Annotated in this window: 22 protein-coding genes, 1 pseudogene and 1 other annotated feature; all 23 genes and pseudogenes read right to left on the minus strand. The window is 35.9% G+C overall.

All coding sequences use genetic code 11. The features are described from left to right. Positions 1–92 precede the first annotated feature (92 nt). Positions 93–310, minus strand: a binding site (T-box leader). 66 nt (positions 311–376) lie between these two features. Continuing rightward, a complete protein-coding gene (locus tag DS745_RS17110) occupies positions 377–874 on the minus strand; it encodes a DivIVA domain-containing protein (protein ID WP_129079445.1) in 498 nt (165 codons plus the stop codon). Between the two features lie 96 nt (positions 875–970). Then, entirely contained in the window at positions 971–1,744 is a 774-nt protein-coding gene (locus DS745_RS17115; protein ID WP_129079446.1) for a YlmH family RNA-binding protein, read from the minus strand. 17 nt (positions 1,745–1,761) lie between these two features. Then, positions 1,762–2,022 carry a YggT family protein gene (locus DS745_RS17120; RefSeq protein WP_129079447.1) on the minus strand — a complete coding sequence of 87 codons (261 nt, stop codon included), beginning with the start codon at positions 2,020–2,022 and terminating at the stop codon, positions 1,762–1,764. Between the two features lie 26 nt (positions 2,023–2,048). Next, positions 2,049–2,348, minus strand: a pseudogene (locus DS745_RS17125) (cell division protein SepF); the annotation flags it as partial. Positions 2,349–2,598: 250 nt separating this feature from the next. Next, the gene (locus DS745_RS17130) at positions 2,599–3,267 is read right to left on the minus strand and encodes a YggS family pyridoxal phosphate-dependent enzyme (RefSeq protein ID WP_129080070.1); all 669 of its coding nucleotides are present in this window, start codon (positions 3,265–3,267) and stop codon (positions 2,599–2,601) included. A gap of 14 nt (positions 3,268–3,281) precedes the next feature. Beyond that, a complete protein-coding gene (gene pgeF / locus DS745_RS17135; protein WP_241657852.1) occupies positions 3,282–4,100 on the minus strand; it encodes a peptidoglycan editing factor PgeF in 819 nt (272 codons plus the stop codon). A 125-nt stretch (positions 4,101–4,225) separates the two neighbouring features. After that, positions 4,226–4,468, minus strand: coding sequence for a YlmC/YmxH family sporulation protein (locus tag DS745_RS17140; protein WP_129079450.1), 243 nt, complete (start codon positions 4,466–4,468; stop codon positions 4,226–4,228). A 136-nt stretch (positions 4,469–4,604) separates the two neighbouring features. After that, positions 4,605–5,390, minus strand: coding sequence for an RNA polymerase sporulation sigma factor SigG (gene sigG / locus DS745_RS17145; protein WP_129079451.1), 786 nt, complete (start codon positions 5,388–5,390; stop codon positions 4,605–4,607). 175 nt (positions 5,391–5,565) lie between these two features. Next, positions 5,566–6,285 carry an RNA polymerase sporulation sigma factor SigE gene (gene sigE / locus DS745_RS17150; protein ID WP_129079452.1) on the minus strand — a complete coding sequence of 240 codons (720 nt, stop codon included), beginning with the start codon at positions 6,283–6,285 and terminating at the stop codon, positions 5,566–5,568. A gap of 41 nt (positions 6,286–6,326) precedes the next feature. Further along, positions 6,327–7,253, minus strand: coding sequence for a sigma-E processing peptidase SpoIIGA (spoIIGA, locus tag DS745_RS17155; RefSeq protein WP_129079453.1), 927 nt, complete (start codon positions 7,251–7,253; stop codon positions 6,327–6,329). A 312-nt stretch (positions 7,254–7,565) separates the two neighbouring features. Next, entirely contained in the window at positions 7,566–8,699 is a 1,134-nt protein-coding gene (gene ftsZ / locus DS745_RS17160) for a cell division protein FtsZ (RefSeq protein ID WP_129079454.1), read from the minus strand. Positions 8,700–8,750: 51 nt separating this feature from the next. Beyond that, a complete protein-coding gene (ftsA, locus tag DS745_RS17165) occupies positions 8,751–10,031 on the minus strand; it encodes a cell division protein FtsA (RefSeq protein ID WP_129079455.1) in 1,281 nt (426 codons plus the stop codon). Positions 10,032–10,306: 275 nt separating this feature from the next. Then, the gene (locus DS745_RS17170; RefSeq protein ID WP_129079456.1) at positions 10,307–10,669 is read right to left on the minus strand and encodes a small basic family protein; all 363 of its coding nucleotides are present in this window, start codon (positions 10,667–10,669) and stop codon (positions 10,307–10,309) included. Next, on the minus strand, positions 10,670–11,362 hold the full coding sequence (locus DS745_RS17175) for a DUF881 domain-containing protein (protein ID WP_129079457.1): 693 nt from the start codon (positions 11,360–11,362) through the stop codon (positions 10,670–10,672). Positions 11,363–11,369: 7 nt separating this feature from the next. After that, positions 11,370–12,071 (minus strand): DUF881 domain-containing protein, encoded by a 702-nt coding sequence (locus tag DS745_RS17180; protein WP_129079458.1) that lies wholly within the window; start codon positions 12,069–12,071, stop codon positions 11,370–11,372. Next, entirely contained in the window at positions 12,055–12,840 is a 786-nt protein-coding gene (locus DS745_RS17185; protein ID WP_129079459.1) for a cell division protein FtsQ/DivIB, read from the minus strand. The genes DS745_RS17180 and DS745_RS17185 overlap by 17 nt, the downstream gene beginning before the upstream one ends. Before the next feature lie 286 nt (positions 12,841–13,126). Beyond that, positions 13,127–14,035, minus strand: coding sequence for a UDP-N-acetylmuramate dehydrogenase (murB, locus tag DS745_RS17190; RefSeq protein ID WP_129079460.1), 909 nt, complete (start codon positions 14,033–14,035; stop codon positions 13,127–13,129). Between the two features lie 18 nt (positions 14,036–14,053). Next, positions 14,054–15,145 (minus strand): undecaprenyldiphospho-muramoylpentapeptide beta-N-acetylglucosaminyltransferase, encoded by a 1,092-nt coding sequence (murG, locus tag DS745_RS17195; protein WP_129079461.1) that lies wholly within the window; start codon positions 15,143–15,145, stop codon positions 14,054–14,056. Between the two features lie 208 nt (positions 15,146–15,353). Continuing rightward, entirely contained in the window at positions 15,354–16,454 is a 1,101-nt protein-coding gene (gene spoVE, locus DS745_RS17200; protein WP_129079462.1) for a stage V sporulation protein E, read from the minus strand. An 85-nt stretch (positions 16,455–16,539) separates the two neighbouring features. Then, positions 16,540–17,889, minus strand: coding sequence for a UDP-N-acetylmuramoyl-L-alanine--D-glutamate ligase (gene murD, locus DS745_RS17205; protein ID WP_129079463.1), 1,350 nt, complete (start codon positions 17,887–17,889; stop codon positions 16,540–16,542). Position 17,890: 1 nt separating this feature from the next. Beyond that, the gene (gene mraY / locus DS745_RS17210; RefSeq protein WP_129079464.1) at positions 17,891–18,865 is read right to left on the minus strand and encodes a phospho-N-acetylmuramoyl-pentapeptide-transferase; all 975 of its coding nucleotides are present in this window, start codon (positions 18,863–18,865) and stop codon (positions 17,891–17,893) included. Positions 18,866–18,884: 19 nt separating this feature from the next. Further along, positions 18,885–20,243 (minus strand): UDP-N-acetylmuramoyl-tripeptide--D-alanyl-D-alanine ligase, encoded by a 1,359-nt coding sequence (locus DS745_RS17215; RefSeq protein ID WP_129079465.1) that lies wholly within the window; start codon positions 20,241–20,243, stop codon positions 18,885–18,887. Further along, on the minus strand, positions 20,233–21,714 hold the full coding sequence (locus DS745_RS17220; protein ID WP_129079466.1) for a UDP-N-acetylmuramoyl-L-alanyl-D-glutamate--2,6-diaminopimelate ligase: 1,482 nt from the start codon (positions 21,712–21,714) through the stop codon (positions 20,233–20,235). Before DS745_RS17220 ends, DS745_RS17215 begins: the two co-directional genes overlap by 11 nt. Between the last annotated feature and the right edge of the window lie 118 nt (positions 21,715–21,832).

Consider the following 21,832-nt stretch of genomic DNA (forward strand, 5'->3'; position numbering starts at 1 on the left):
TAGTATTTTGTGTAAAAATCCGGCTTTTGGGATTTTTACGAAAGCAACAAACTTTGCGAAAACAACCAAATAAAAAAACCTTCTCTGTCCACAATAGGGACGAGAAGGTTAACCCGCGGTACCACCCTGATAAACAGACGAATGCTGTTCACTTGAAATTCGTAACGTGAATGACTCGTCACAGCCTACTCGAAGTCTTCGGTGTGAAGCTCATGGGTGATTTTCCTTTTTATGACTATATCGGGCTTTCACCATCCCCGACTCGCTAAGCTAGCTTAGTAAAAAGTACTGTCCCAATCCATGCCTGTTTGATCCATTTAATTAATAAAGGTATTATATGCAAAAATAGTATCTACGTCAAGAAATGGCCAAAATTTTAACCTTCTCTTACATACTCATTTCTTTCTTCTCGAGACTTACTTAAATCTTCCCAGTCGTCAGTACCGAGCATCTCAAGTTGAGCTTCTATTAACATTTTAAATCTCATTTTATAGACAGAAGCTTGCTTTTTTAACTCTTCAATTTCTAAGGCAATCTTTCTTGATTTTGACAAAGAATCGTTGATAATACGATCTGCATTCTTTTCGGCTTCCTTAATAATTAACTGAGCTTCTTTCTGTGCATTTCTTTTTACTTCTTCTGCTGTTTCTTGAGCGATCAGTATAGATTTATTAAGAGTAGATTCAATATTGGCAAAATGAGCCAATCGTTCATCTAAATCTACAACCTTTTCAGCAAGTTCTTTTTTTTCACGAAGGACGATCTCATAATCTTTAATTACTTGATCTAAAAACTCATTTACTTCATCTTCATCATAACCACGAAAACCCCTGTTGAATTCCTTGTTATGAATGTCTAATGGTGTTAAGGGCATATTGCCACCTCCAAATTTATTCGCAAATAATAGATAGAGAAACCAGATTATTAGTTATTTCGACATAAATAGTAAAATTCCTGCAAATATTATCAGCTATTTTCGCAAACCAATATCAAGACGCCATTTATCTTTTTTCGTTTTACCTTGTACAGTAATTAGTTTACTTCTTCCTAACCCTCTTACCGAGATGTGATCACCAGCTTGAAGTTGGAACGAAGGTTGTTCAACTAACTTCCAGTTGATTTTCACTTTTTTCGATTCGATATATGGCATAATTTTTGACCTAGATACCTGATAAATTTCCGAAAGAATAACATCCAAGCGAAGGGAACTTGCTGTAATAACCTTTTCTAACCATTCTTCTTTTTGTAACATCAATGTATTGAGAGAAACTTGTTCTAAACGAACCTGAGCCCTACCAATACTTTGAAGATTCGCTTCAACATAACTACCTATTTCAGAAGCAACAATAATTTGTATTAGTTCTTCTTCTAGTAAGATGTCACCAAATTTTTCTCTTTTCAATCCCAAACCCATCATAGACCCTAGCAAATCTCGATGAGACAAATTTACAAACTTATGGGGATAATGAACCCTATAAGCCGAGAGTTGGTAGTCATCTATTGTGGCGTCAAGATAAGGAGGGTGCAAAAATGCCCGTTTACGCTCAGCATTCTCATTTCCACCATATAAGGAAAAAACAACATCTGGATCTTGTCCAATAATTGACGTTAAGATTTGCTGTTCCCGAGGATCTAAAAAATCTGTCAACTTATGTAAAAAACGTCCTTTTACTCCTTCTTTCCATTCCATTACTTGATCGACAAAAGGACGCTCTTCTTTACGAAAATGATCATACACACTCATGGTTGTAAATACCTATCTTAAAACATCGAGAAAATTGCTGTAACTCCGTTTGTTGCGAAACGTAAAGCAAGAATAGCAACAATAGGAGAAATGTCAATCATTCCAAGAGGAGGTATAATTTTTCGAAACGGAGCCAAGTACGGTTCAACCAGTGAAGCAATGAATTGTCCAATAGAAGATTCTCTTGCATTAGGAAACCATGACATCAGAATATACGCAATGACAACATATGAATACAAAAATAATAATTGATTGATGAGATTACCAATCATAGCCATAATTTAAACACCTACTTTTCAAATATTTATTCAGAAGAAAGGAAATCTGATATTGAACCTGTTACGTCAACATTATCAGGAGTACAAAGGAAAATATTAGCCCCCAGCTTTTGAATGTCCCCACCTATAGCATACACTGTTCCACTCAAAAAATCGACGATTCGTTTTGCTTGGTCATGGCTAATGCGTTGCAAATTAATAACAACCGCTTTTCGATTTTTCAGGTGATCAGCAATATCCTGAACCTCATCATAAGTTCTAGGTTCAATCAACATGACTTTTGCCGCTTTTTGTACACTTTGTAAACTCACAACATTCGTTTTATCACTTCGTTTTTCTTGATTTCTTATCACGTATTGTTCATCTATTTCTTGATTTTCAGTTCTAGCTGTTTGTGTATCAGTTTGTTCATCTTCTAGTTCAAAGAAACGCTTAAATTTCATTTTCAAGCTCATTTCTACTCTCTCCCTTAGTGAATTGTGAATTGTCAATTGTGAATTTTGAATGTTTAAGAGAAAGCTTCAGGGCAAGTCTAGCTATAATTCATAATTCATAATTCATAATTCATAATTTTATTTATTCCCCAACCAATGAAGTGCCTAACCTAATAAAGGTTGCTCCTTCTTCGATTGCAATTTGAAAGTCATTTGACATCCCCATGGAAAGCTCTTTACAAGGAGCATATGGCAAGTTCAATGCTTGTACGTTTTGTTGAAGCTCTTTTAATTTCTTAAAGAATGGTCTAGTTGCTTCAGGGTCTTCAAATGGAGCCATCGTCATCAAGCCAACTACTTCAATTAACGGATACTTATCTAGTTCTTTAACAAACGAAAATAATTCTTCAGGATCTAGCCCATGCTTCGATGTTTCACCAGAAACGTTTACTTGGACGAAACACTTCGTTTTTTTACTAGCACGTTTCTGAATTTCACTTGCTAAGCTTAATCGGTCTAACGAATGAATGTAATCAAATTTATCGATGATTTCCTTCACTTTTCTAGTTTGAAGTGAACCTATGAAATGCCATGTTCCTTTTCCATTTAAATTATGCCATTTTTTCAGGCCTTCTTCAGCTCTATTTTCACCAATATGATGAATCCCTGCATCTAATGCTTCTTGAGCTCTTTCGTCACTTACATATTTCGTCACAGCAATAACATTTACATTAGTAATATCTCTTCCAACTCGCTCGCACGCCTCTTGTATTTCTTGGTGTATTTGAGCGAAGTTCTGTTTAACAGTCACCATTTATGTCCTCCCTACACTCTACCAATAAAACTCATCATTCTACCTGTTTTTTGTTCTCTCCGATAAGAGAAGAATAAAGCTTTCTCATTAAATGTACAGTAATTAGAGGTGAAAATATGATTAGCATTAACACCCATGTTTAGAAGTAGTTGTTTATTTAACTCTTTCAAGTCGAGTAAATATTTACTAGTCGCTATTTCTTTATATGGTGCAAGGTTCTCGTTCTGTACTATTTTCCTTACTCTATCAATAACATAATCGTCTACTTCATAGCACCTCTGAGAAATAGACGGCCCAATAGCTACATAAATAGTTTCAAGAGGTATCTTTTCATCTTCCACCCAAATACGAATCATTTTCGGCCCTATTTCACCAACAGTACCCTTCCAACCAGCATGTGCTAAACCAACAATGTTAGCACTTGTTGAGTAGAAGTATAATGGAACACAGTCAGCGTAAAGACTAGCAAGTAGCACGTTCTTCTCTCTTGTATATAAGCCATCAGTATCTTTAACCGCAGTTTCCAACGATAAAGATCCTGCACCAACATCTTCTTTACAAACTTTTTTAATATTATTACCGTGCACTTGGTCTGCAAACACCCAGTTACTAAGTGGTATTCCAAGTTCAGCTGCTAGCGCCTCACGATTAGCAATTACATCACAGACATTATCTTGAACATGTAAACCCATATTTAATGAGCTATATGAATCAGTACTTTTTCCATTTATTCTCGTTGAAAATCCGACAACAAGGTTATCATCGACCTGTTTAAACGGCTCTACCGATAAAAACAGCTTGTTATTGGAAACAAAAGGTTCTTCTCTCAACAAAGACACTCCTATTCCTAATACTTTTTTTTATTCTAACATATTTTTCTACTAACAAATAGACTTTCATCGCTTCAAAAAAATTTAGCTTCCGCATTAACAATGCGAAAGCCATAGAGTGAATATTACTTTTCCTCTAGACGAACTAAAATTACATCAGAACCTATTTTCACTATATTTTCCCATGGTATTACCATTTCTGACTCTTTTCCACCTAAAAATGTAAGCATTCTTCCCGTACTCCCAATAATAATTGATTGTACTGTTCCTTCTTCTAAGTTAATATCTAGATCACTAATATGCCCTAACACCTTGCCATCAGAAATATTTACTATATCCTTCGATTGAATTTCAGATATTTTTAGCATGCCGATTCCCCCATTAATTAGTTAGCTTATATCATATATATGTACTGGCGCTGAATTATATTTACTCAATTACTCTAAAGAAAACTTTTTTTGCTAGAACTCACTAAAAAGAAAAAAGGTAACCCCGTGGGTTACCTTAAGCTTTTGCATGCTTATTCATTTGTTGGATTGCTGCTTTCTCAAGCCTTGAAACTTGTGCTTGAGAAATACCAATTTCGTCAGCTACTTCCATTTGCGTTTTCCCTTGGAAGAAACGCATATTTAAAATCATTTTTTCTCTTTCACTTAATCTAACCATTGCTTCTTTCAAGGCAATTTCTTCTACCCATTGAATATCCTTTTGTTTATCATCACTAATCTGATCCATTACATAGATTGGGTCTCCACCGTCATTATAAATTGGCTCAAACAACGAGACAGGATCTTGAATAGCATCAAGGGCAAAAACAATGTCCTCTTTCGGTACGTTAAGTACCTTGGCAATTTCCTGTATTGTCGGTTCACGATCGCGACTTTTTTCGCTCATTAAAGAGTCTCTTACCTGCAATGCTTTATAAGCAATATCCCTTAGTGACCTAGAAACTCGAATTGGGTTATTGTCACGTAGGTAACGCCTAATTTCCCCGATAATCATTGGCACTGCGTACGTAGAGAATTTAACATTTTGACTTAAATCGAAGTTGTCGATCGATTTCATTAACCCAATACAACCCACTTGGAATAAGTCATCAACATACTCTCCCCTGTTGTTAAAGCGCTGAATAACACTTAAAACTAACCTTAAATTTCCGTTAATTAGTTTTTCTCTTGCCGAGTTGTCGCCACTTTGAAGTTCCTCAAATAACTGACGCATCTCTTTGTTTGTTAGTACTGGTAACTTTGCTGTATCAACACCACATATTTCAACTTTATTTCGTGTCAATTCTTTCCCTCCTTACAGGAGTTGATGTACAAGAGTAAGTATCTCCTCAGGTGGGAAAAATATGCACTACTTCAGAAACGTGGAAATTCACTTTTAAGCATAAACATTGATACAGAGCGGTCTTTGGACTAAAAATTTTTTTTAGAAAAACTGTATTTATTGTTTTCTAAATTTTTTAAACCATTTTATTAAATTCTTTTCTCAACCTTTTTATAATACGTTTCTCTAACCTTGAAATATACGATTGTGAGATACCTAACAAGTCTGCAACATCCTTTTGAGTTTTTTCTTCTCCACCTGCTAGTCCGAAGCGGAGTTCCATGATCTGTTTTTCTCTTGCATTAAGTGTATGAAGTGCATTAACGAGTAATTTCCGATCTACCTTCTCTTCAATTCCCTTTGTAATAATGTCCTCCTCTGTTCCTAAAACATCTGAAAGTAGTAGCTCATTTCCATCCCAATCGATATTTAGCGGTTCATCAAACGACACTTCAGAGCGAATTTTATTATTCCTACGTAAGTACATTAATATTTCATTCTCAATACATCTTGAAGCATAGGTTGCTAATTTAATTTTCTTTTCTGGATTAAATGTATTTACTGCTTTAATTAAACCGATCGTTCCGATACTAATTAGATCTTCGATATTAATACCTGTATTTTCAAACTTACGTGCAATGTAAACGACTAATCGTAAATTCCTTTCAATTAACATTGAACGAACAGCTTTATCACCTGTAGGCAGCTTACTTAACAAATGCTCTTCCTCGTCTTTTGAGAGGGGAGGAGGTAGTGCTTCACTACCTCCTATATAATAAATTTCATCAGCTTTCAAACCTAATTTCATTAACAATTTGTACCACATTAAAGTCAATTTTAATTTCAGTTTATTCATGTATGTACCTCCTAAAGTTACAGTTACATTTTTGTTGTTAACTAAGCTAAACGCTTTTTCCCTTGAATAAGCATCTGAGGATGAAGAATACAGTTAAAATCTCCCTCAGAAGATAAATTTGTGAAATTTAAACCAACAATTACATTACTGCAATCAAGCTCTTCGCCCTGACCCAATGTAACAATTACTTTATTCGGTCTAATTCCAATAATAAATTGATTTACTTGACCAATCCCTCGATATGGAATAATACATAGTTTTTCCTCCCAGTCTTTGTCAATAACAAAACTCGGATCACCGATCATCTCAGGATGTTTTGCTTGCTGTACTATAGATTTAGGGAATTTATTATGAAGATCGTTCATATCTATTACCATAACGGGCTTTTTTGTTAATGGGTCTTGTAACTGATTGCCACTATCAATTAATCCTTTTAACTGGATTTGCCTATCTAGTATAAATAGATCTACTTGAACGATATCTTCGTACTTCACTTTCCTAACTTCCATTTGCTCAATTCTTTTCCTAGCAAAGAGCCAAATCGTTGGAAATCCAATGACTACTAATAACCAGCTAATTGGAGTTCCTAAACCTGTAGATTTCGTTGTTACTACTCCATTCAAAATAACCATTTCGTTATTAAACATGAAATGTAATGCAATTAACCCACCTCCACAAATGAAGCTAACGAAATAGAATGTTAGGAGATTTTGAATAAAGTATGATATTTTTTTAAATCCGAAAGCAGTAACAACGATGCAAGATGAAAAAATTAACTTAAACATTGGATGATAAAATAACGGGCTTAATGTTGTCATAACTATGAAGATTGAGCTCGACGCGACTAAAGCACCCAAAAGGAGCCGCCATTTCTTAAAGCTTCTTTTTAGTACTAGAGCCGTCAATACTAATAATAATAGGTCAATACAAAAATTTAGAAACCATATGACATCCAGATAAATAGCCATATCGGCTCCTTCCTTAATCGTCAAAGATTAAATCATAGATTTTTGAACAACCTCTTAAAAAGAATTTGAAACTAGTATATCTCACATCGTATTTATAAGTCTGTCAGTTTATGCCGATAGAATCAGAGAAATTTTAGGTTATTTCCACTTAAATTGTCGTCAGGTCTCATTAATTTAAGTTCTACAACAAAGAGATTTGTCAACTGTTTTGTATAATTTTAGTAATAGAGTACAAAAAAAAGAGACTAACTTACTATTTCCTTCTTAAGAAGAAAACAAATAAGTTAGTCTCTTTTACTTTTAGTAAAAGGTTTAACGATTACGACGATTTCTTAAAAACGTTGGAATATCTAATGTATCAACTGATTCCTGCTGTACTGAAGGTTGGCGCTCCGTTGAATACGAGCTTTCTTCATGTTGTTGAGCAACCGGTTTTTTTGTAGCAGCTGGTTTCCCTTGAGTTTGATTTTGTGTTCTTGCCACTTTTGGAACTTCGTCATTAAAGCCAGTTGCAATAACGGTAACTACAATCTCATCTTTAAGATTTTCATTAATTACAGAACCAAAAATCATATTAACTTCTTGATCCGAAGCAGAAGAAACGATTTCGGCAGCTTCATGTACTTCATATAAACTTAAATTTGTTCCACCAGTAATATTCATTAGTACACCTTGTGCACCATCTATTGACGTTTCTAATAATGGACTTGAAATAGCTTTCTTTGCAGCTTCTGTCGCACGATTTTCACCTGTTGCAATACCAATTCCCATTAAAGCAGAACCCTTATCACTCATAATCGTTTTCACATCAGCGAAGTCAAGGTTAATTAACCCTGGAACTGCAATTAAATCGGAAATACCCTGTACACCTTGTCTTAATACATTATCAGCTTCACGGAAAGCCTCGAGCATTGGTGTATTCTTATCAACAATTTCTAATAAACGGTCATTTGGAATAACAATTAAGGTATCTACTTTTTCTTTAAGAGCACTGATACCACCAGCCGCTTGACTAGAACGTTTTCTTCCTTCAAATGTAAACGGACGTGTAACAACACCTACAGTTAAAGCTCCAATTTCTTTAGCAATTTCTGCAATTACTGGTGCAGCACCTGTTCCAGTTCCACCACCCATTCCAGCAGTAATGAAGACCATATCCGAACCAGACAAAATTCCTTCTAAATGTTCGCGACTTTCTTCTGCCGCTTTCTTTCCAACGTCTGGATTAGCACCAGCACCTAATCCACGTGTTAATTTCCCACCTAATTGTAATTTATGCTCCGCCTTCGAAAGATGAAGAGCCTGCGCATCAGTATTCACCGCAATAAACTCTACACCTTGTAAGCCGTTTTCAATCATCCTATTAACAGCGTTACTACCGCCACCGCCAACTCCGATGACTTTAATTTTCGCTAATTGGTCCATATCCATTTCAAACTCTAACATATAAGGTCCCCCAATCGATCATGTCTCGATATCATTTCAGTTAAATTATGGTTATTCAAAAAATACTTTAAACCAACTTGATACTTTCTTTTTAACAGCTTGACCTTGAAGTGCATCCTTCTTTTTAGCAGGAGCCTCTTTTCTGTCTTGCTTGTCTTCAACTTGGATAGTTCCTAACGTGGCAGCTACTTCCTTGCCCTGTATTTTGCTATTACGATGGGCAAATTGTATTAAGCCTACCCCAGTTGTGAATTGAGGTTCACGTACTCCTATATAATCAGGAATAGCAACCCTCACATTATTTTGTAGGATTTCCCTTGCTAACTCAAGTAAACCAGGAATTTTCACCGTCCCACCAGTTAGGACAAATCCTCCTGGTAAGTCTCCATAGCCAAGTCTATAAACCTCATTTTCTATTAACTGTAACATCTCAGCTATGCGAGGTTCAATTATATATGATAACTCATATTGGGAAAATTCTTCCTTTAACTCGCTACCAATTTTTGAAACCTTAAAGGTCTCATCTTTTGATGCTAATTCAATATGGGCATGTCCATATTTAACTTTCACACGTTCAGCTTCTTCAGTAGAAACCCGGAGGCCAATCGCAATATCATTTGTTATATGGTCGCCACCAACAGGTATTACTGTAGTAGTTTGTAGTGTACCTTGCTCAAAGATCGATACACTCATAGAACCACCACCAATATCAACGAGGGCAACTCCTAAACCTTTTTCATCCCTAGACACAGCAACTGAACCTGCTGCTAGTGGTTGTAAGCAAATATCTGCAATATTTAAGCCGGCTCTTTCAACACAGCGTAATAAGTTATGTAAGATTGTTTTAGAACCTGTAATAATGGTTCCTTCCATCTCTAGTCGAACACCTATCATTCCTCTTGGATCAGTAATTTCATCTAGACCGTCAACAATAAATTGCTTTGGTATCACATCAATAATTTCTCGCTCTGGTGGTAGTGAAAAAACTTGAGCAGCATCAATTACCCTTCTGATGTCCTCTTCGCCAATTTCGCGATCAGGACTTGAAACAGCAACAACTCCGTGACATGGTTGAAGTTGAATATGGTTGCCAGATACACCAACAATCACATTTTCTATAGACATGCCAATCATTCTTTCAGCTTGCTCAACTGCACGCTTTATGGATCGAACTGTTTCATCAATATCCACAATAGAACCTTTTTTTATTCCTTCTGCTTTTGAATTACCTACACCTATGATATTTAATGAGCCGTTTGCAATATCTCCAATGATTACTCGAACATTGGATGTACCGATGTCTAAACTAACATAAGTCTCTTTGTTGTTCATTCTTTGGCACCTCCTTCAATAAATAAACTTCTCTATTATCATTCATATTACCCTAATAATCGAACTTAAGCTTTAGTAAATATTAGGAAAAGAAAAGTATTTTGTTACAATATCAAGAAAAATATTTCCCTATGAACAGTATAAGAAAAATCACGCTTAAAAACCAGTAAACTTTTCTCTATCCATTAAGTAATTATTCAACAAATACTCTTCATTCCCCTTTTTTTCACATAAAAATAATTTGTTTTTTTAAAATAACTTCAGAGTCGTCAGGTTTAAACTTCAGATTCATTTTCTTTTCTCGCTGTCCACTTCGAAAGAAGGATCCGCCTAATTACAGCGATATTATTAAATAAGCGAACTCCAAAGGCGAAAATTGCAGCTAAATATAAGTCTACACCAAGATGCACGCCTAGAAAAGCCAAACTTGCAGCCAACAATATATTTGAAAAGAAACCAGTTACAAACACGTTTTCTTCAAACGTATTTTGCAAATGTGCTCTAATTCCTCCAAATAGTGTATCAAGTGCAGCAAGAACTGCAATTGATAGGTAGTTTGTATAAGCGTCAGGGATCCTGAATTCTGTCCAAAATCCTAGAAGCAGACCTATAAGCAGCCCAATAACCGGTAACCACATTTATGATTCCTCCTTTATTGGCTGTAAATATCGAACTCGTAGTGCTTGATCATAACCAGGTAACGTAGTGAAATTAATTGGCGTCGATGTTATGCTTAAATTTTCAATTGCAAAGTATTCCACCGATTGAGAAACAATCATTTCATGATGCAATTTTTCTGCATCATTAGCAAGAACTTTCACTTTCAACGGCAAATTGGGTATTCTTCTTGCATTTACATGGGTGACACCATTTACGTCACGAATGGCAGAAGTAGAAATAATTCGTTGGTTTCCTATTGCAATATCACGAGCGTTGTAGATATTTAATTCATTAATTAAAATCCTTAATAAATGAGGAGGAACAGTTTGAGGAACAAAACCATAGTCAGTATACATTGGTTTAATTTCCAAGATAATTCCTTCTCCACTCACAGGGGTTAATCCCGCCCGTTCCTTCAAATCATTTAAAGCATCAATCATAACATCTTCAATGTTTTCTTTCTCCTGAAGTTGGTTTAGGAGAGTTAGTTGTTTCTGAATTTCTTGGTTAAGCTCTTGCTGTCGTTCTTTTTCAAGACGCAAAGCTTGCTGTAACTGTAAAATATCTCGAGTATCTCGAACAACAGGTTCATTGGTCGTCTTAAATTGAATAGCGATCATAAAACCAATAATGGTTGTAACGATTGAAAATATAATAACTCTATCTTTCATATTAAACTCACCCTCTATCTGATAAGTAAGGGTCCATCATAATAAGATCCTTCTTTTCAATTCTCACCTCTATTTGGTCAGAGAGTAGTTGATCCCTTACACCACCTGGCAAATGAAGAGAATCGTGTAATTTAGCCGAATCACCAATTGCAGTAATCACAAACGGAGCAAAGGAAGTGTTACCATCAATACGAATTACAGGGCCCACACATTGAATGTAAGATCGATGTGATATTCGTTGCCCATTAATAGCGATTGCTTCAGCTTGTGTTACTAATAATTCATGTATAACCTTTTGAATATGAAATTCGTGAACAATATAAAAGTTAGGGTTATCTCCGTCAGGTACATATTGTGCATCCGTTAATGTAACTTCTATTCCTGGGCCTTTTATGCCTACGGTACCTGTAGCCATACGAAGCTTGTCTAAATCTTCTACTAAGTTAAAATAAGTCCTTTGTTGTATAGCGATTTCTTCTTCTATCCCAGTAATTTCTGCTTGTATCGCACGCAACTCTTCAGCTAGGTTACGGTTTACTGATTGTTCAAATAACACTTGATTTCTTAATTCGTCTTCTTTTTTCCATTGCCTCTCTGTAATTACCTGATTTTTAGGGACTTCATTTGCAAATTGATAAGATAATGCAATAATAAATCCCGTAATGATCAAGATAACTGAGAGGATGACATGATTACCCTTCACTTTCACTTTCTTCTTCCTCCTCATTATCGAGGAATTGTTCGAAATAAGGATTCATTTTCATATGAATGATCCCTTTTATATTCGGGTCCAATTCCTTTACAATTGCGGGATAATCTCCAATTCTTTGCGAAAAATGTCGTATTGTTGAGCTCACCTGAAATCCATCATTCATATATAGTGTAATCCTAAGTGGATCTTCTTGGACAGGCGTAAAGTATATTTCTGATATTCGATGAATTAGGCTTTCGGGTAGGTAGCTTAGTTCTGCTGCCATCTCAGCCAACTCATCATCTGTTTTCCAGCCTATTAATAACGGTGCATCAGTCGGAAACCGTTGTGAGAATTCCTCTTTGTCTAAGATTTTCCCAGATTCTAAAATAGGATAATACTTTCCTTCCGCAACTAAATAAGCAACTCTTGTGTATTCTTTTACAGTGATCTTAACTGTGTTTGGGAATATCCTTTGCACCTTCACGTCACTAATTTCAATGATAGAGGATACCTCGTCTTCAATCAATTGCTTATTTAATCCCCAATAGCTTGTCCTTTCCTCAAGTCTACTAACATTTATAATGGCTTCGTCTGAAACATAGCGATTACCATCGATGACAATTTCCTTTACATCGCTTAACGGTGATTGAAAATATATAACTGTTAGTAATAACAGGAAAAAGAATGACAAATAGAAGATTAAACGTCTATTTGCTCGTTGCTTTCTTTGAATTCTAAGCTTTGGAATTCGATCTTCAAGGGTTATCACCTTTTGCTGATCCATAACAACCTTCCTCCAATGTATGCTATGTTAGACGGTTAGTAAACGAGACTGAAGTTATTCTACTTAATCTGGTTACTAACTTATAAAAGCTTAGCTAAAATTTAAAACGTAAGTGCAATAAATAACAAACTATTGACAACATTGATATATTATTATCTTAGCTTCTCTCTGTTTTGTAAACAAGTAATTCGTAAGAAAAAATTTAAAAAAACGGCATACAACATATGCCGTTTTCAAAAATGCAATTTGCACTATTAAATGTAACATAAAAACAAGATTTTTACATTTATTTTCTATTCCCAACTACCTCTACTTCTGTTTCAAGTTCAATTTGAAACTTACTGTAAACCACGGCTTTTATATGATCAATCAATTTTAAAACATCGCTTGCTTTTGCATCACCAATATTTACTATAAAATTAGCGTGCATCTCAGATACTTGCGCCCCACCAACTGTAAATCCTTTTAAGCCAGCATCCTCAATTAACTTCCCCGCATGATTTGGCAATGGATTACGGAAAACACTACCACAACAAGGATAATCCCATGGTTGCGTCTTCTTACGATATTCTTTATTTTTCTGAATTTCTGCTACAATTTCTTCTTTTTCACCCTTTTGCAATTGAAAGATAGCTTCAATACAAATACCACCATCTTTTTGCAACCTAGAAGTTCGATAGGAAAAATCCATTTCTTTATTGGAATACCATTTTACCGTACCATCTGGATAAAGAATTCTAGCTTTAGTTAAGATATTTGAGATATCTGATTTATGTGCCCCTGCATTCATGAAGACTGCCCCACCGACGGATCCTGGGATACCACCAGCAAACTCAAGTCCTGATAATCCTTGCTTACTTATCATGGTTGCTAATTTTATCAAAGAAAACCCAGCTCCAACTCGGATTTCTTCACCATTAACTTCTAAATGATCTAAACAATCGCTTATCTTAACTACCATTCCATTAACACCCTCATCTGAAATTAAAAGGTTTGAACCTCTTCCAAGGATAAACAGAGGGTAGCCACTTTCATTAATTATTTTGAAAGTAGTAATTAAGGTATCAATATCTTTCGGTATGACAAGAACTTCGGCCGGACCGCCAATTTTCCAAGTTGTATGATTAGCCAAAGGTTCATTTACTCGCAATTGGCCTACATTTGCTTCCTGTAGTTTTTTTATAAGTCGATCCATATAATCCTCCAAATTCTATTATTTTGCTAACTCTTTCATTAGCTCATACATTTCTCGTCCTGCTTCTGGTTTCCCTTGTTTTAACGATGCCTCATGCATTTGCTTCCATTTACTCTCGTTAAGTAAGATCTCGTCAATTTCTTTAAGCAAGATCGCTCCTGACATTTCTTTTTCTAACTTTACTACTGCTGCCCCATTCTCACTAAGGGACTTGGCATTTTTCTCTTGATGGTTATTTGTCACATAAGGACTAGGAATTAGTATGCTTGGTAATCCAATAGCTGTTACTTCAGCTAAAGTAGTAGCACCCGCTCTAGCAACTATTAAATGTACATTTTTCAAAACTTCTGGCATATTGTGAATAAATGGTTCTATTCTAATATTCGGTGGATTTCCGTGCTCCTCCACTTTTTTCATCACATTTTGGTAATGAACATCACCGGTAACATATAGAAATTGATACTCTCTTTGGCCAGCATCTCTTAAGACTTCTAAGAAAGCGTCGTTTATAGGTTTAGCACCTCTGCTACCCCCGACAATTAAAACTGTTTTTTTCAGCTTGCTTAATCCCATATCTGTTAAGCGATCTTTTTCCTCAACTAACGCCGCCTCAGTAGCCCTAGGATTACCTGTAAAAACAACCTTCTCTTTCGGAAAAAAATTCTTCGATTCTTTAAAGGAAATTGCCACTTTATTTACATATTTACTTAAGAACTTATTAGTTAAGCCAGGAACACTATTTTGTTCATGAACAACCGTTGCAATTTTTAGTTTTGCTGCTGCATAAACGACAGGACCACACACATACCCCCCAGTTCCGATGACAACATCTGGCTTAAAGTCTTTAATGAGTTGTTTGGCTCTAGTTACCCCTCTTAAAAAGCGAATAACGGTTTTTACATTATCTAAAGATAATTTTCTTTTAAAGCCTGTAATATGAATGGTTTTAAAAGCAATCCCTTCACGTTTAACTAAGGTGCTTTCAAGTCCTTTCTCAGTTCCTATATATAAAAATTCTGCATTCGGTTCTCGTTTTTGTATTTCTTTAATCAAAGCCAAGGCAGGATAAATATGACCTCCTGTCCCACCACCACTAACGATCACTCTCATAATGACAAACACCTCCATTTGCGAAAAGGAAAAATCTTCTCATCTCTCCATTATATCTTAATTTAACACTAAATATCACCTATAAAAAGAAAAAAGCCCCCTTGGAGGGGCAATTATGAATTGTGAATGTTCAATTGTTTTATAGAAAAGCTACGAAGCCTTCTCATTCATAATTCACAATTCATAATTCCTAATTTATAATTCGCACTTAGTATCTCGCATATCTACTTATATTCAATAATACTCCTACAGCGACTAACATAAGTGTTAAGGAAGATCCACCGTAGCTTAAAAATGGTAGCGTAATTCCTGTTACCGGCATTAGCCCAATAACTACACCGATGTTTATCATCACTTGAATAGCAATCATCCCAATGATCCCTATGGCAAGCAAGCTTCCAAATAAATCTTGAGCACCTAGAGCAACACGGATACCACGCCATAGTAGTATGCTAAATAATAAAATAACAAACGTACCGCCGATAAAGCCTAGTTCCTCTGAAAGTATGGCAAAGATAAAATCCGTTTGAGGTTCTGGTAGATAAAAGAATTTTTGTCTACTTTCTCCTAACCCTAATCCCATTAATCCACCTGGGCCAATCGCGTAAAGTGATTGAATGATTTGAAAACCACTTCCTAGTGGATCAGACCACGGATCTAAAAAAGATGTAATTCGTTTCATCCGATATGGTGCTGAAATAATTAAGGCTACAAGTCCACCTAAGCCTATCATCCCAAGCCCAACAAAATGGCTTATCTTTGCTCCTGATACGAAAATCATCACAATACAAGTCCCGACCATCACTGCACCTGTACCAAGATCTGGCTGCAACATAATTAAACCAAAAGCAAGCATAACTAATGATAGTGACGGCAATAAGCCCTGTTTAAATTTCGTGATGTTCTTTTGATTTTCAGACAAGTATTTCGCGAGAAAAGCGATCATAGCAAATTTCATAAACTCAGAAGGTTGAATAGAAAAGGCTCCAACTCCTAACCAACTTCGCGCTCCACCTCGAACTAATCCTACTCCAGGAATTAGTACGATAATTAGTAAGATAAAACAAATGATAACGATGAGTTTAGAATGCTTCCGCCATATCCAATAATCAACATTCATGATTACAAACATAGCAATGACCCCTAGCCCTGCAAAAAACAGCTGTCTTTTTGCAAAAAAGAATGCATCATCAAACTTATATGTTGCCCAAACAGCACTAGCACTATATACCATGATCATCCCTACAGTTAACAAGGCTAGAGTTGTAATGATTAAAACAAAGTCTGGTGTAGATTTCGTTTTAGGCAATGTGGAACACCTCATTCATTCTTGAATTTGGGCAAGCCCCTATTACCTATTTCTATGCCAAGCTCACAAAAACATGTCCATTATTTTATAGATTATTAACAGCTTCTATAAAAGCTTCTCCACGGTCTTCAAACGTCTTAAATTGATCCCAACTCGCACACGCTGGTGAAAGTAAAATGACATCTCCAGTATCCGACAATTCATAGGCTACCTTTACAGCTTCTGTAACATTGTTGACAACTTTTATGAGACCCAACCCTGCTTTTTGGGCTGCATGCTGTAATTTAGAAGCCGTTTCTCCAAACAATACAACGCCTTTGACCTTTTTTAATGTCGGAATTAATTCATCAAATTCGTTCCCTCTATCTAATCCACCAGCTAGTAATATGACTGGTTGATGGAAGGCTGAAACTGCTACTTTGGTAGCTAGCATATTCGTAGCCTTTGAGTCATTGTAAAACTTTCTATCCATAATTGTAGTCACATATTGAGTGCGATGCTTAACACCAGCAAATGTTGTTAGAACGCTAACTATTTGTTTTGTTTTTGCACCTGCTAGCTTTGCCGCACAAATTGCTGCAAGGATATTTTCTAAGTTATGTTTGCCAGGTAATACGATTTTGTCAACCGATATGATTTGCTCATTTTGAAAATACACTTGGTTATCTTCAATAAAAGCTCCATTCTCAACTTTTTTCTGCACAGAAAATGTTACTTTTTTCCCTTTTACATTCTCAGAAAGTTTCATAACCTCTGCATCATCTTCGTTCACAACGCAAAAATCTTCCTCCGTTAAGTTAGCAAAGATCTTTGCCTTAGCTAAACCATATTCATGACGAGTACCATGATAGTCGAGATGGGCATCGAATAAATTCAAAAACACAGCAATCTTCGGATGGAAGAGCTCAGTTCCCATGAGCTGGAAACTAGAAACTTCTGTTACAAGCACATTCGTTTCCTTTGCATTTTCCGCAACCTCACATGCGACTGTTCCGATATTACCTGCTACTAAAGGTATTCTTTTACTATCTTTTAACATTTCGTAAATAAGAGTCGTAGTCGTCGTTTTTCCATTAGAGCCAGTAATAGCAATTATTTCAGCTTCTGAAAGTAACGAAGCAATTTCTAACTCGGTAACGACAGAAATTCCTTTTTCTAATGCCTTTTGAATTAAAGGATTAGAATAAGGAATACCTGGATTTTTAACAACTAAGTCATATTGATGATCTAGTATTTCTAAGGGGTGCCCTCCACAAATAACTTCAATTCCTACTTGTTGAAGTTCAAGCGCTTGCGCATTTTCATCTAATGGCTTTTGGTCGTTTACAACAATAGTAGCACCTAATTTATGTAGAAGCTTTGCTGCAGCTAACCCACTTTTTGCAAGGCCAATAATTAATATATGTTTTCCATTAAAGATCTCTGTATTTTTCATCTTACATCCACACCTCTAAGTAAATTCCTAGCACCGCAAAAACGAGACCAACTAGCCAAAAAGTGACAACGACTCTCCACTCAGACCACCCTGACAATTCATAGTGATGGTGAAGTGGACTCATTTTAAACACACGCTTTCCTGTTGTTTTAAACGAAATAACTTGGATAATAACTGAAAGAGTTTCAATAACGAAAACTCCACCAATAATTACTAGTAATATCTCCATTTTTGTCAAAATTGCGACTGCAGCAATTGCTCCTCCTAACGCTAAGGAACCAGTGTCCCCCATAAATACTTTTGCAGGATGAGCGTTAAAGACTAAAAAGCCAAGTACCGCGCCAACAACAGCAGCACAGAAGAGCGCAACGTCCATTTGACCAGCATTAAAAGAAATAATTGCATAGGCACCAAAAGCTATTGCTGATGTACCTGCTAAAAGCCCATCTAATCCATCTGTTAAATTTACTGCATTTGAAGCTCCCACAAGCATCACAACAATTAATGGTAAGTAAAATAAGCCAATATCCACTCCTAAATCGGTGCCTGGGATTGAAATGACTGTTGATAGTCCTGACTGCCTAATAACAATATAGAAAATAGCAGCAACGACTAATTGACCTAGTAGCTTTTGTTTAGAGGTTAATCCCAAATTTCTCTTTAATACTACTTTAATAAAGTCATCTAAAAATCCTAAAAGTCCAAAACCAACAGTAACAAGGAGTAATAAATAAATCTCCGCAGAAACTTCATCATATTGTCCTACCATAACGATCGTAGAAATCACAATAGCCAGTAATATCATGACTCCACCCATTGTTGGTGTTCCACTCTTTTTTTGATGAGATTTAGGTCCTTCTTCCCTAATACTCTGACCAAATTTCAATCTCCGCAAAAATGGAATAATGATTGGAGAGAGAATAACTGCTATAACAAAAGCTACAACTAGTGTAATAAATAAAAATTTTTCAGACATTACCTAAGCCCCCTTTCTATCAATATAGGTCCTTGGCAATCGTTTCTAACTTCATCCCACGAGATGCTTTAATAAGAACGATGCTACCATGATCTAATAAAGGTTTGATATGTTTTGTGAGCTCTTCCTTTGAATGATACGAGTTCACTTCTATTTTATCATTATTACTCTCTAATAATGCCTCCGCAATCCATTTTCCTTTGTCGCCTACTGTAAGAAGATGTGTAATAGGTGTTGATATTACGCTAGCTACTGAACGATGTAGTTCCTTTTCATCATTTCCTAATTCGTACATATCTCCTAAAACCAGTACCCTTCTTTGAAAACCATCTAACTGTTTCATTGTTTCAATAGCAGCTTTCATAGACGTTGGGCTAGAATTATAAGCATCGTTGATAATAATAGAACCATTTAAACCTTGCTGTTTTTCCATCCTCATTCCTGTTAACACACAATTGTTTAATCCTACTTGAATTGTATGCTCGTTCATGCCTAAATATTTTGCAACGGCAATTGCATACGAAGAGTTTTTTATATTATGTTTGCCAAGAAGTCTGATTGTATAATGATCTTGCTCATTAATTGAAAATCTGGTTAGATTAGATTTTTGCTCAATATTAGATATTCGATAATCATTTGATTCTCCATAGCCACATGTAATTGTCTGGGCACTTTTTTCCCCTAGAAGCAGTGGCTCATCACCGTCTAAAATTAACACTCCATCGTTTTTTAAGCCGTCAACAATTTCTAATTTCGCTTTTGAAATTCCCTCTCGACTTCCCAATTGTTCAATGTGTGATTCCCCGATGTTTGTAATGATAGCTAGATCTGGTTTTGCTAGGTTACTTAAGAAAGATATTTCTCCAAAGTTGTTCATTCCCATCTCAAGAATAATGACCTCACATTCTTTTGGCATCGACAAGATTGTCAAAGGTAAACCAATGTGATTATTATAATTCCCAGCTGTCTTATGAGTTTTAAACTCAGTAGTTAATACAGCTTCAATTAGATCCTTAGTAGAAGTTTTTCCATTACTACCTGTAACCCCAATGACAATAGGCGCTACCTCTTGCAAGTATACTCTAGCTAACTGTTCTAAAGCTTTTAACGTGTCCTTAACAAAAAAGATGGGAAAGTTTTCTGGTAGACCACTGGGTAATTCTTTTCCTTCCTCCCATAGTGTTGCAATAGCGCCATTCTTAATTGCTCCAAGTAAAAACGAATGTCCATCAAAGCGATCTCCAACAATCGGAATAAATAAGCCGTTTTGAACTTCCTTACGACTATCGATAAAAACTTCCTTTATATTTATATCTTCGCCTATAGCACTTCTATCTTTCGATGCTATTTCTTTTAAAAGGTTGAGTTTAATGGCCATTCTTTAACAACTCCTTTATCGCCTCAGTAGCTACCACCCGATCATCAAAAAAGGATGTCTCTTTCCCGATGATTTGATATGTTTCATGACCTTTACCAGCAATCACAATGACATCATTTGGGTTAGCTTGTTTGACTGCATATGTTATTGCTTCTCTTCGATCTATCATTGAGGTAGATTTATGTTGATCTGATAACCCTTTTTCCATATCAAGTATAATCTGTTTTGGATCTTCACTTCTTGGGTTATCTGACGTTAAGACAACAAAATCACCGAGCTCACTGGCAATTTTAGCCATCAGTGGTCGTTTTGTTTTATCGCGATCTCCACCACATCCTACAACGACATAGATGTCTCCTTTTGCAAACTCACGAACTGTTTGTAAGACATTTTCTAAGCTATCAGGAGTATGGGCATAATCTACAACGACTGTAAAAGCCTGCCCTGCGTCAACAGGCTCAAAACGGCCTGAGACACCTTCTACTTCTTCTAATGAGTTAATAATTACTTCCAATGGAACACCATCTACTAAGCATGTGGCCATTGCTGCTAATGCATTATAAACACTAAATTTTCCAATCATTTTTAAAGACACCGGAGCTTCTTTACCAAATGCATTTACGTCAAAGGATGTACCTTGAGCTGTAATACGGATATTAGTTGCAGTAATATCGCTCTTTTGATCTATGCCATATGTAACAATCTGGGCAGCTGTCATTTTTTCATACTCTTTAGATGCTTGATCATCACTATTTAAGACGGCAATCTTTCGACTTTGATGAGAGTATGAGTTACCTAATTGAGCGAACAATAGTCCTTTCGCATTTCGGTACGCTTCCATCGTTTCATGATAATCAAGATGGTCCTGAGTTAGATTGGTAAACACAGCGATATCAAAGTCACACCCTCTTACTCTGCCTAAATGGAGTGCATGGCTTGATACTTCCATAATCGCTGTGTCCACATTTTTTTCAACCATCTTTGAAAAAACTTGTTGTAAAGCCAACGACTCTGGAGTTGTGTTCTTAGTTTCAATCGTTTCATTAGCTATCTTCATATACATTGTGCCAATAAGGCCGGTTTGCTTTTTCGCATCATTGAGTATTTTCTCAATTAGATGAGTTGTAGTCGTTTTTCCATTTGTTCCAGTAACACCAATTAAGGTAAGCTTTGTTGTAGGATGGTCGTAGAAGACATTGGCAATTATCGCCATCGATCTTTTCGTATCCTTTACTAAAATGACTGGAACTTCAACATCAACTGGCTTCTCAGCTAAAATTGCGACTGCACCATTTTTAATAGCCTCTTTCGCAAAATTATGCCCATCAACTGTATAACCTTCTATACAAATAAATAGACTACCGTTTTTCACTAGTCGGGAGTCCATTTCAATTGAATTAATAATAGGATCTTGATTACTCGTCTTCTTATATTCAAATAGGTGGTTAACTAATTCACTTAATTTTGTCATTTTACGTTACCTCACAATCTTTACTTACTTCTATCGTATCGTTATTTATGGATTTTTAAACTCTAGCAGTGGTTTAAATGTTGAAGTTTCAATTTTATGATACAAAAAATTGAAACTT

Origin of the sequence: Anaerobacillus alkaliphilus (assembly GCF_004116265.1) — a bacterium.
GTDB lineage: Bacteria > Bacillota > Bacilli > Bacillales > Anaerobacillaceae > Anaerobacillus > Anaerobacillus alkaliphilus.

Bases quoted from the DNA above. Each gene is read 5' to 3' on its own strand.
- DS745_RS17110 (WP_129079445.1), bottom strand. From the start codon at position 874: ATGCCCTTAACACCATTAGACATTCATAACAAGGAATTCAACAGGGGT.
- DS745_RS17115 (WP_129079446.1), bottom strand. From the start codon at position 1,744: ATGAGTGTGTATGATCATTTTCGTAAAGAAGAGCGTCCTTTTGTCGAT.
- DS745_RS17120 (WP_129079447.1), bottom strand. From the start codon at position 2,022: ATGGCTATGATTGGTAATCTCATCAATCAATTATTATTTTTGTATTCA.
- DS745_RS17140 (WP_129079450.1), bottom strand. From the start codon at position 4,468: ATGCTAAAAATATCTGAAATTCAATCGAAGGATATAGTAAATATTTCT.
- sigE (WP_129079452.1), bottom strand. From the start codon at position 6,285: ATGAATAAACTGAAATTAAAATTGACTTTAATGTGGTACAAATTGTTA.
- spoIIGA (WP_129079453.1), bottom strand. From the start codon at position 7,253: ATGGCTATTTATCTGGATGTCATATGGTTTCTAAATTTTTGTATTGAC.
- ftsZ (WP_129079454.1), bottom strand. From the start codon at position 8,699: ATGTTAGAGTTTGAAATGGATATGGACCAATTAGCGAAAATTAAAGTC.
- ftsA (WP_129079455.1), bottom strand. From the start codon at position 10,031: ATGAACAACAAAGAGACTTATGTTAGTTTAGACATCGGTACATCCAAT.
- DS745_RS17170 (WP_129079456.1), bottom strand. From the start codon at position 10,669: ATGTGGTTACCGGTTATTGGGCTGCTTATAGGTCTGCTTCTAGGATTT.
- DS745_RS17175 (WP_129079457.1), bottom strand. From the start codon at position 11,362: ATGAAAGATAGAGTTATTATATTTTCAATCGTTACAACCATTATTGGT.
- DS745_RS17185 (WP_129079459.1), bottom strand. From the start codon at position 12,840: ATGGATCAGCAAAAGGTGATAACCCTTGAAGATCGAATTCCAAAGCTT.
- murB (WP_129079460.1), bottom strand. From the start codon at position 14,035: ATGGATCGACTTATAAAAAAACTACAGGAAGCAAATGTAGGCCAATTG.
- murG (WP_129079461.1), bottom strand. From the start codon at position 15,145: ATGAGAGTGATCGTTAGTGGTGGTGGGACAGGAGGTCATATTTATCCT.
- murD (WP_129079463.1), bottom strand. From the start codon at position 17,889: ATGAAAAATACAGAGATCTTTAATGGAAAACATATATTAATTATTGGC.
- mraY (WP_129079464.1), bottom strand. From the start codon at position 18,865: ATGTCTGAAAAATTTTTATTTATTACACTAGTTGTAGCTTTTGTTATA.
- DS745_RS17215 (WP_129079465.1), bottom strand. From the start codon at position 20,243: ATGGCCATTAAACTCAACCTTTTAAAAGAAATAGCATCGAAAGATAGA.
- DS745_RS17220 (WP_129079466.1), bottom strand. From the start codon at position 21,714: ATGACAAAATTAAGTGAATTAGTTAACCACCTATTTGAATATAAGAAG.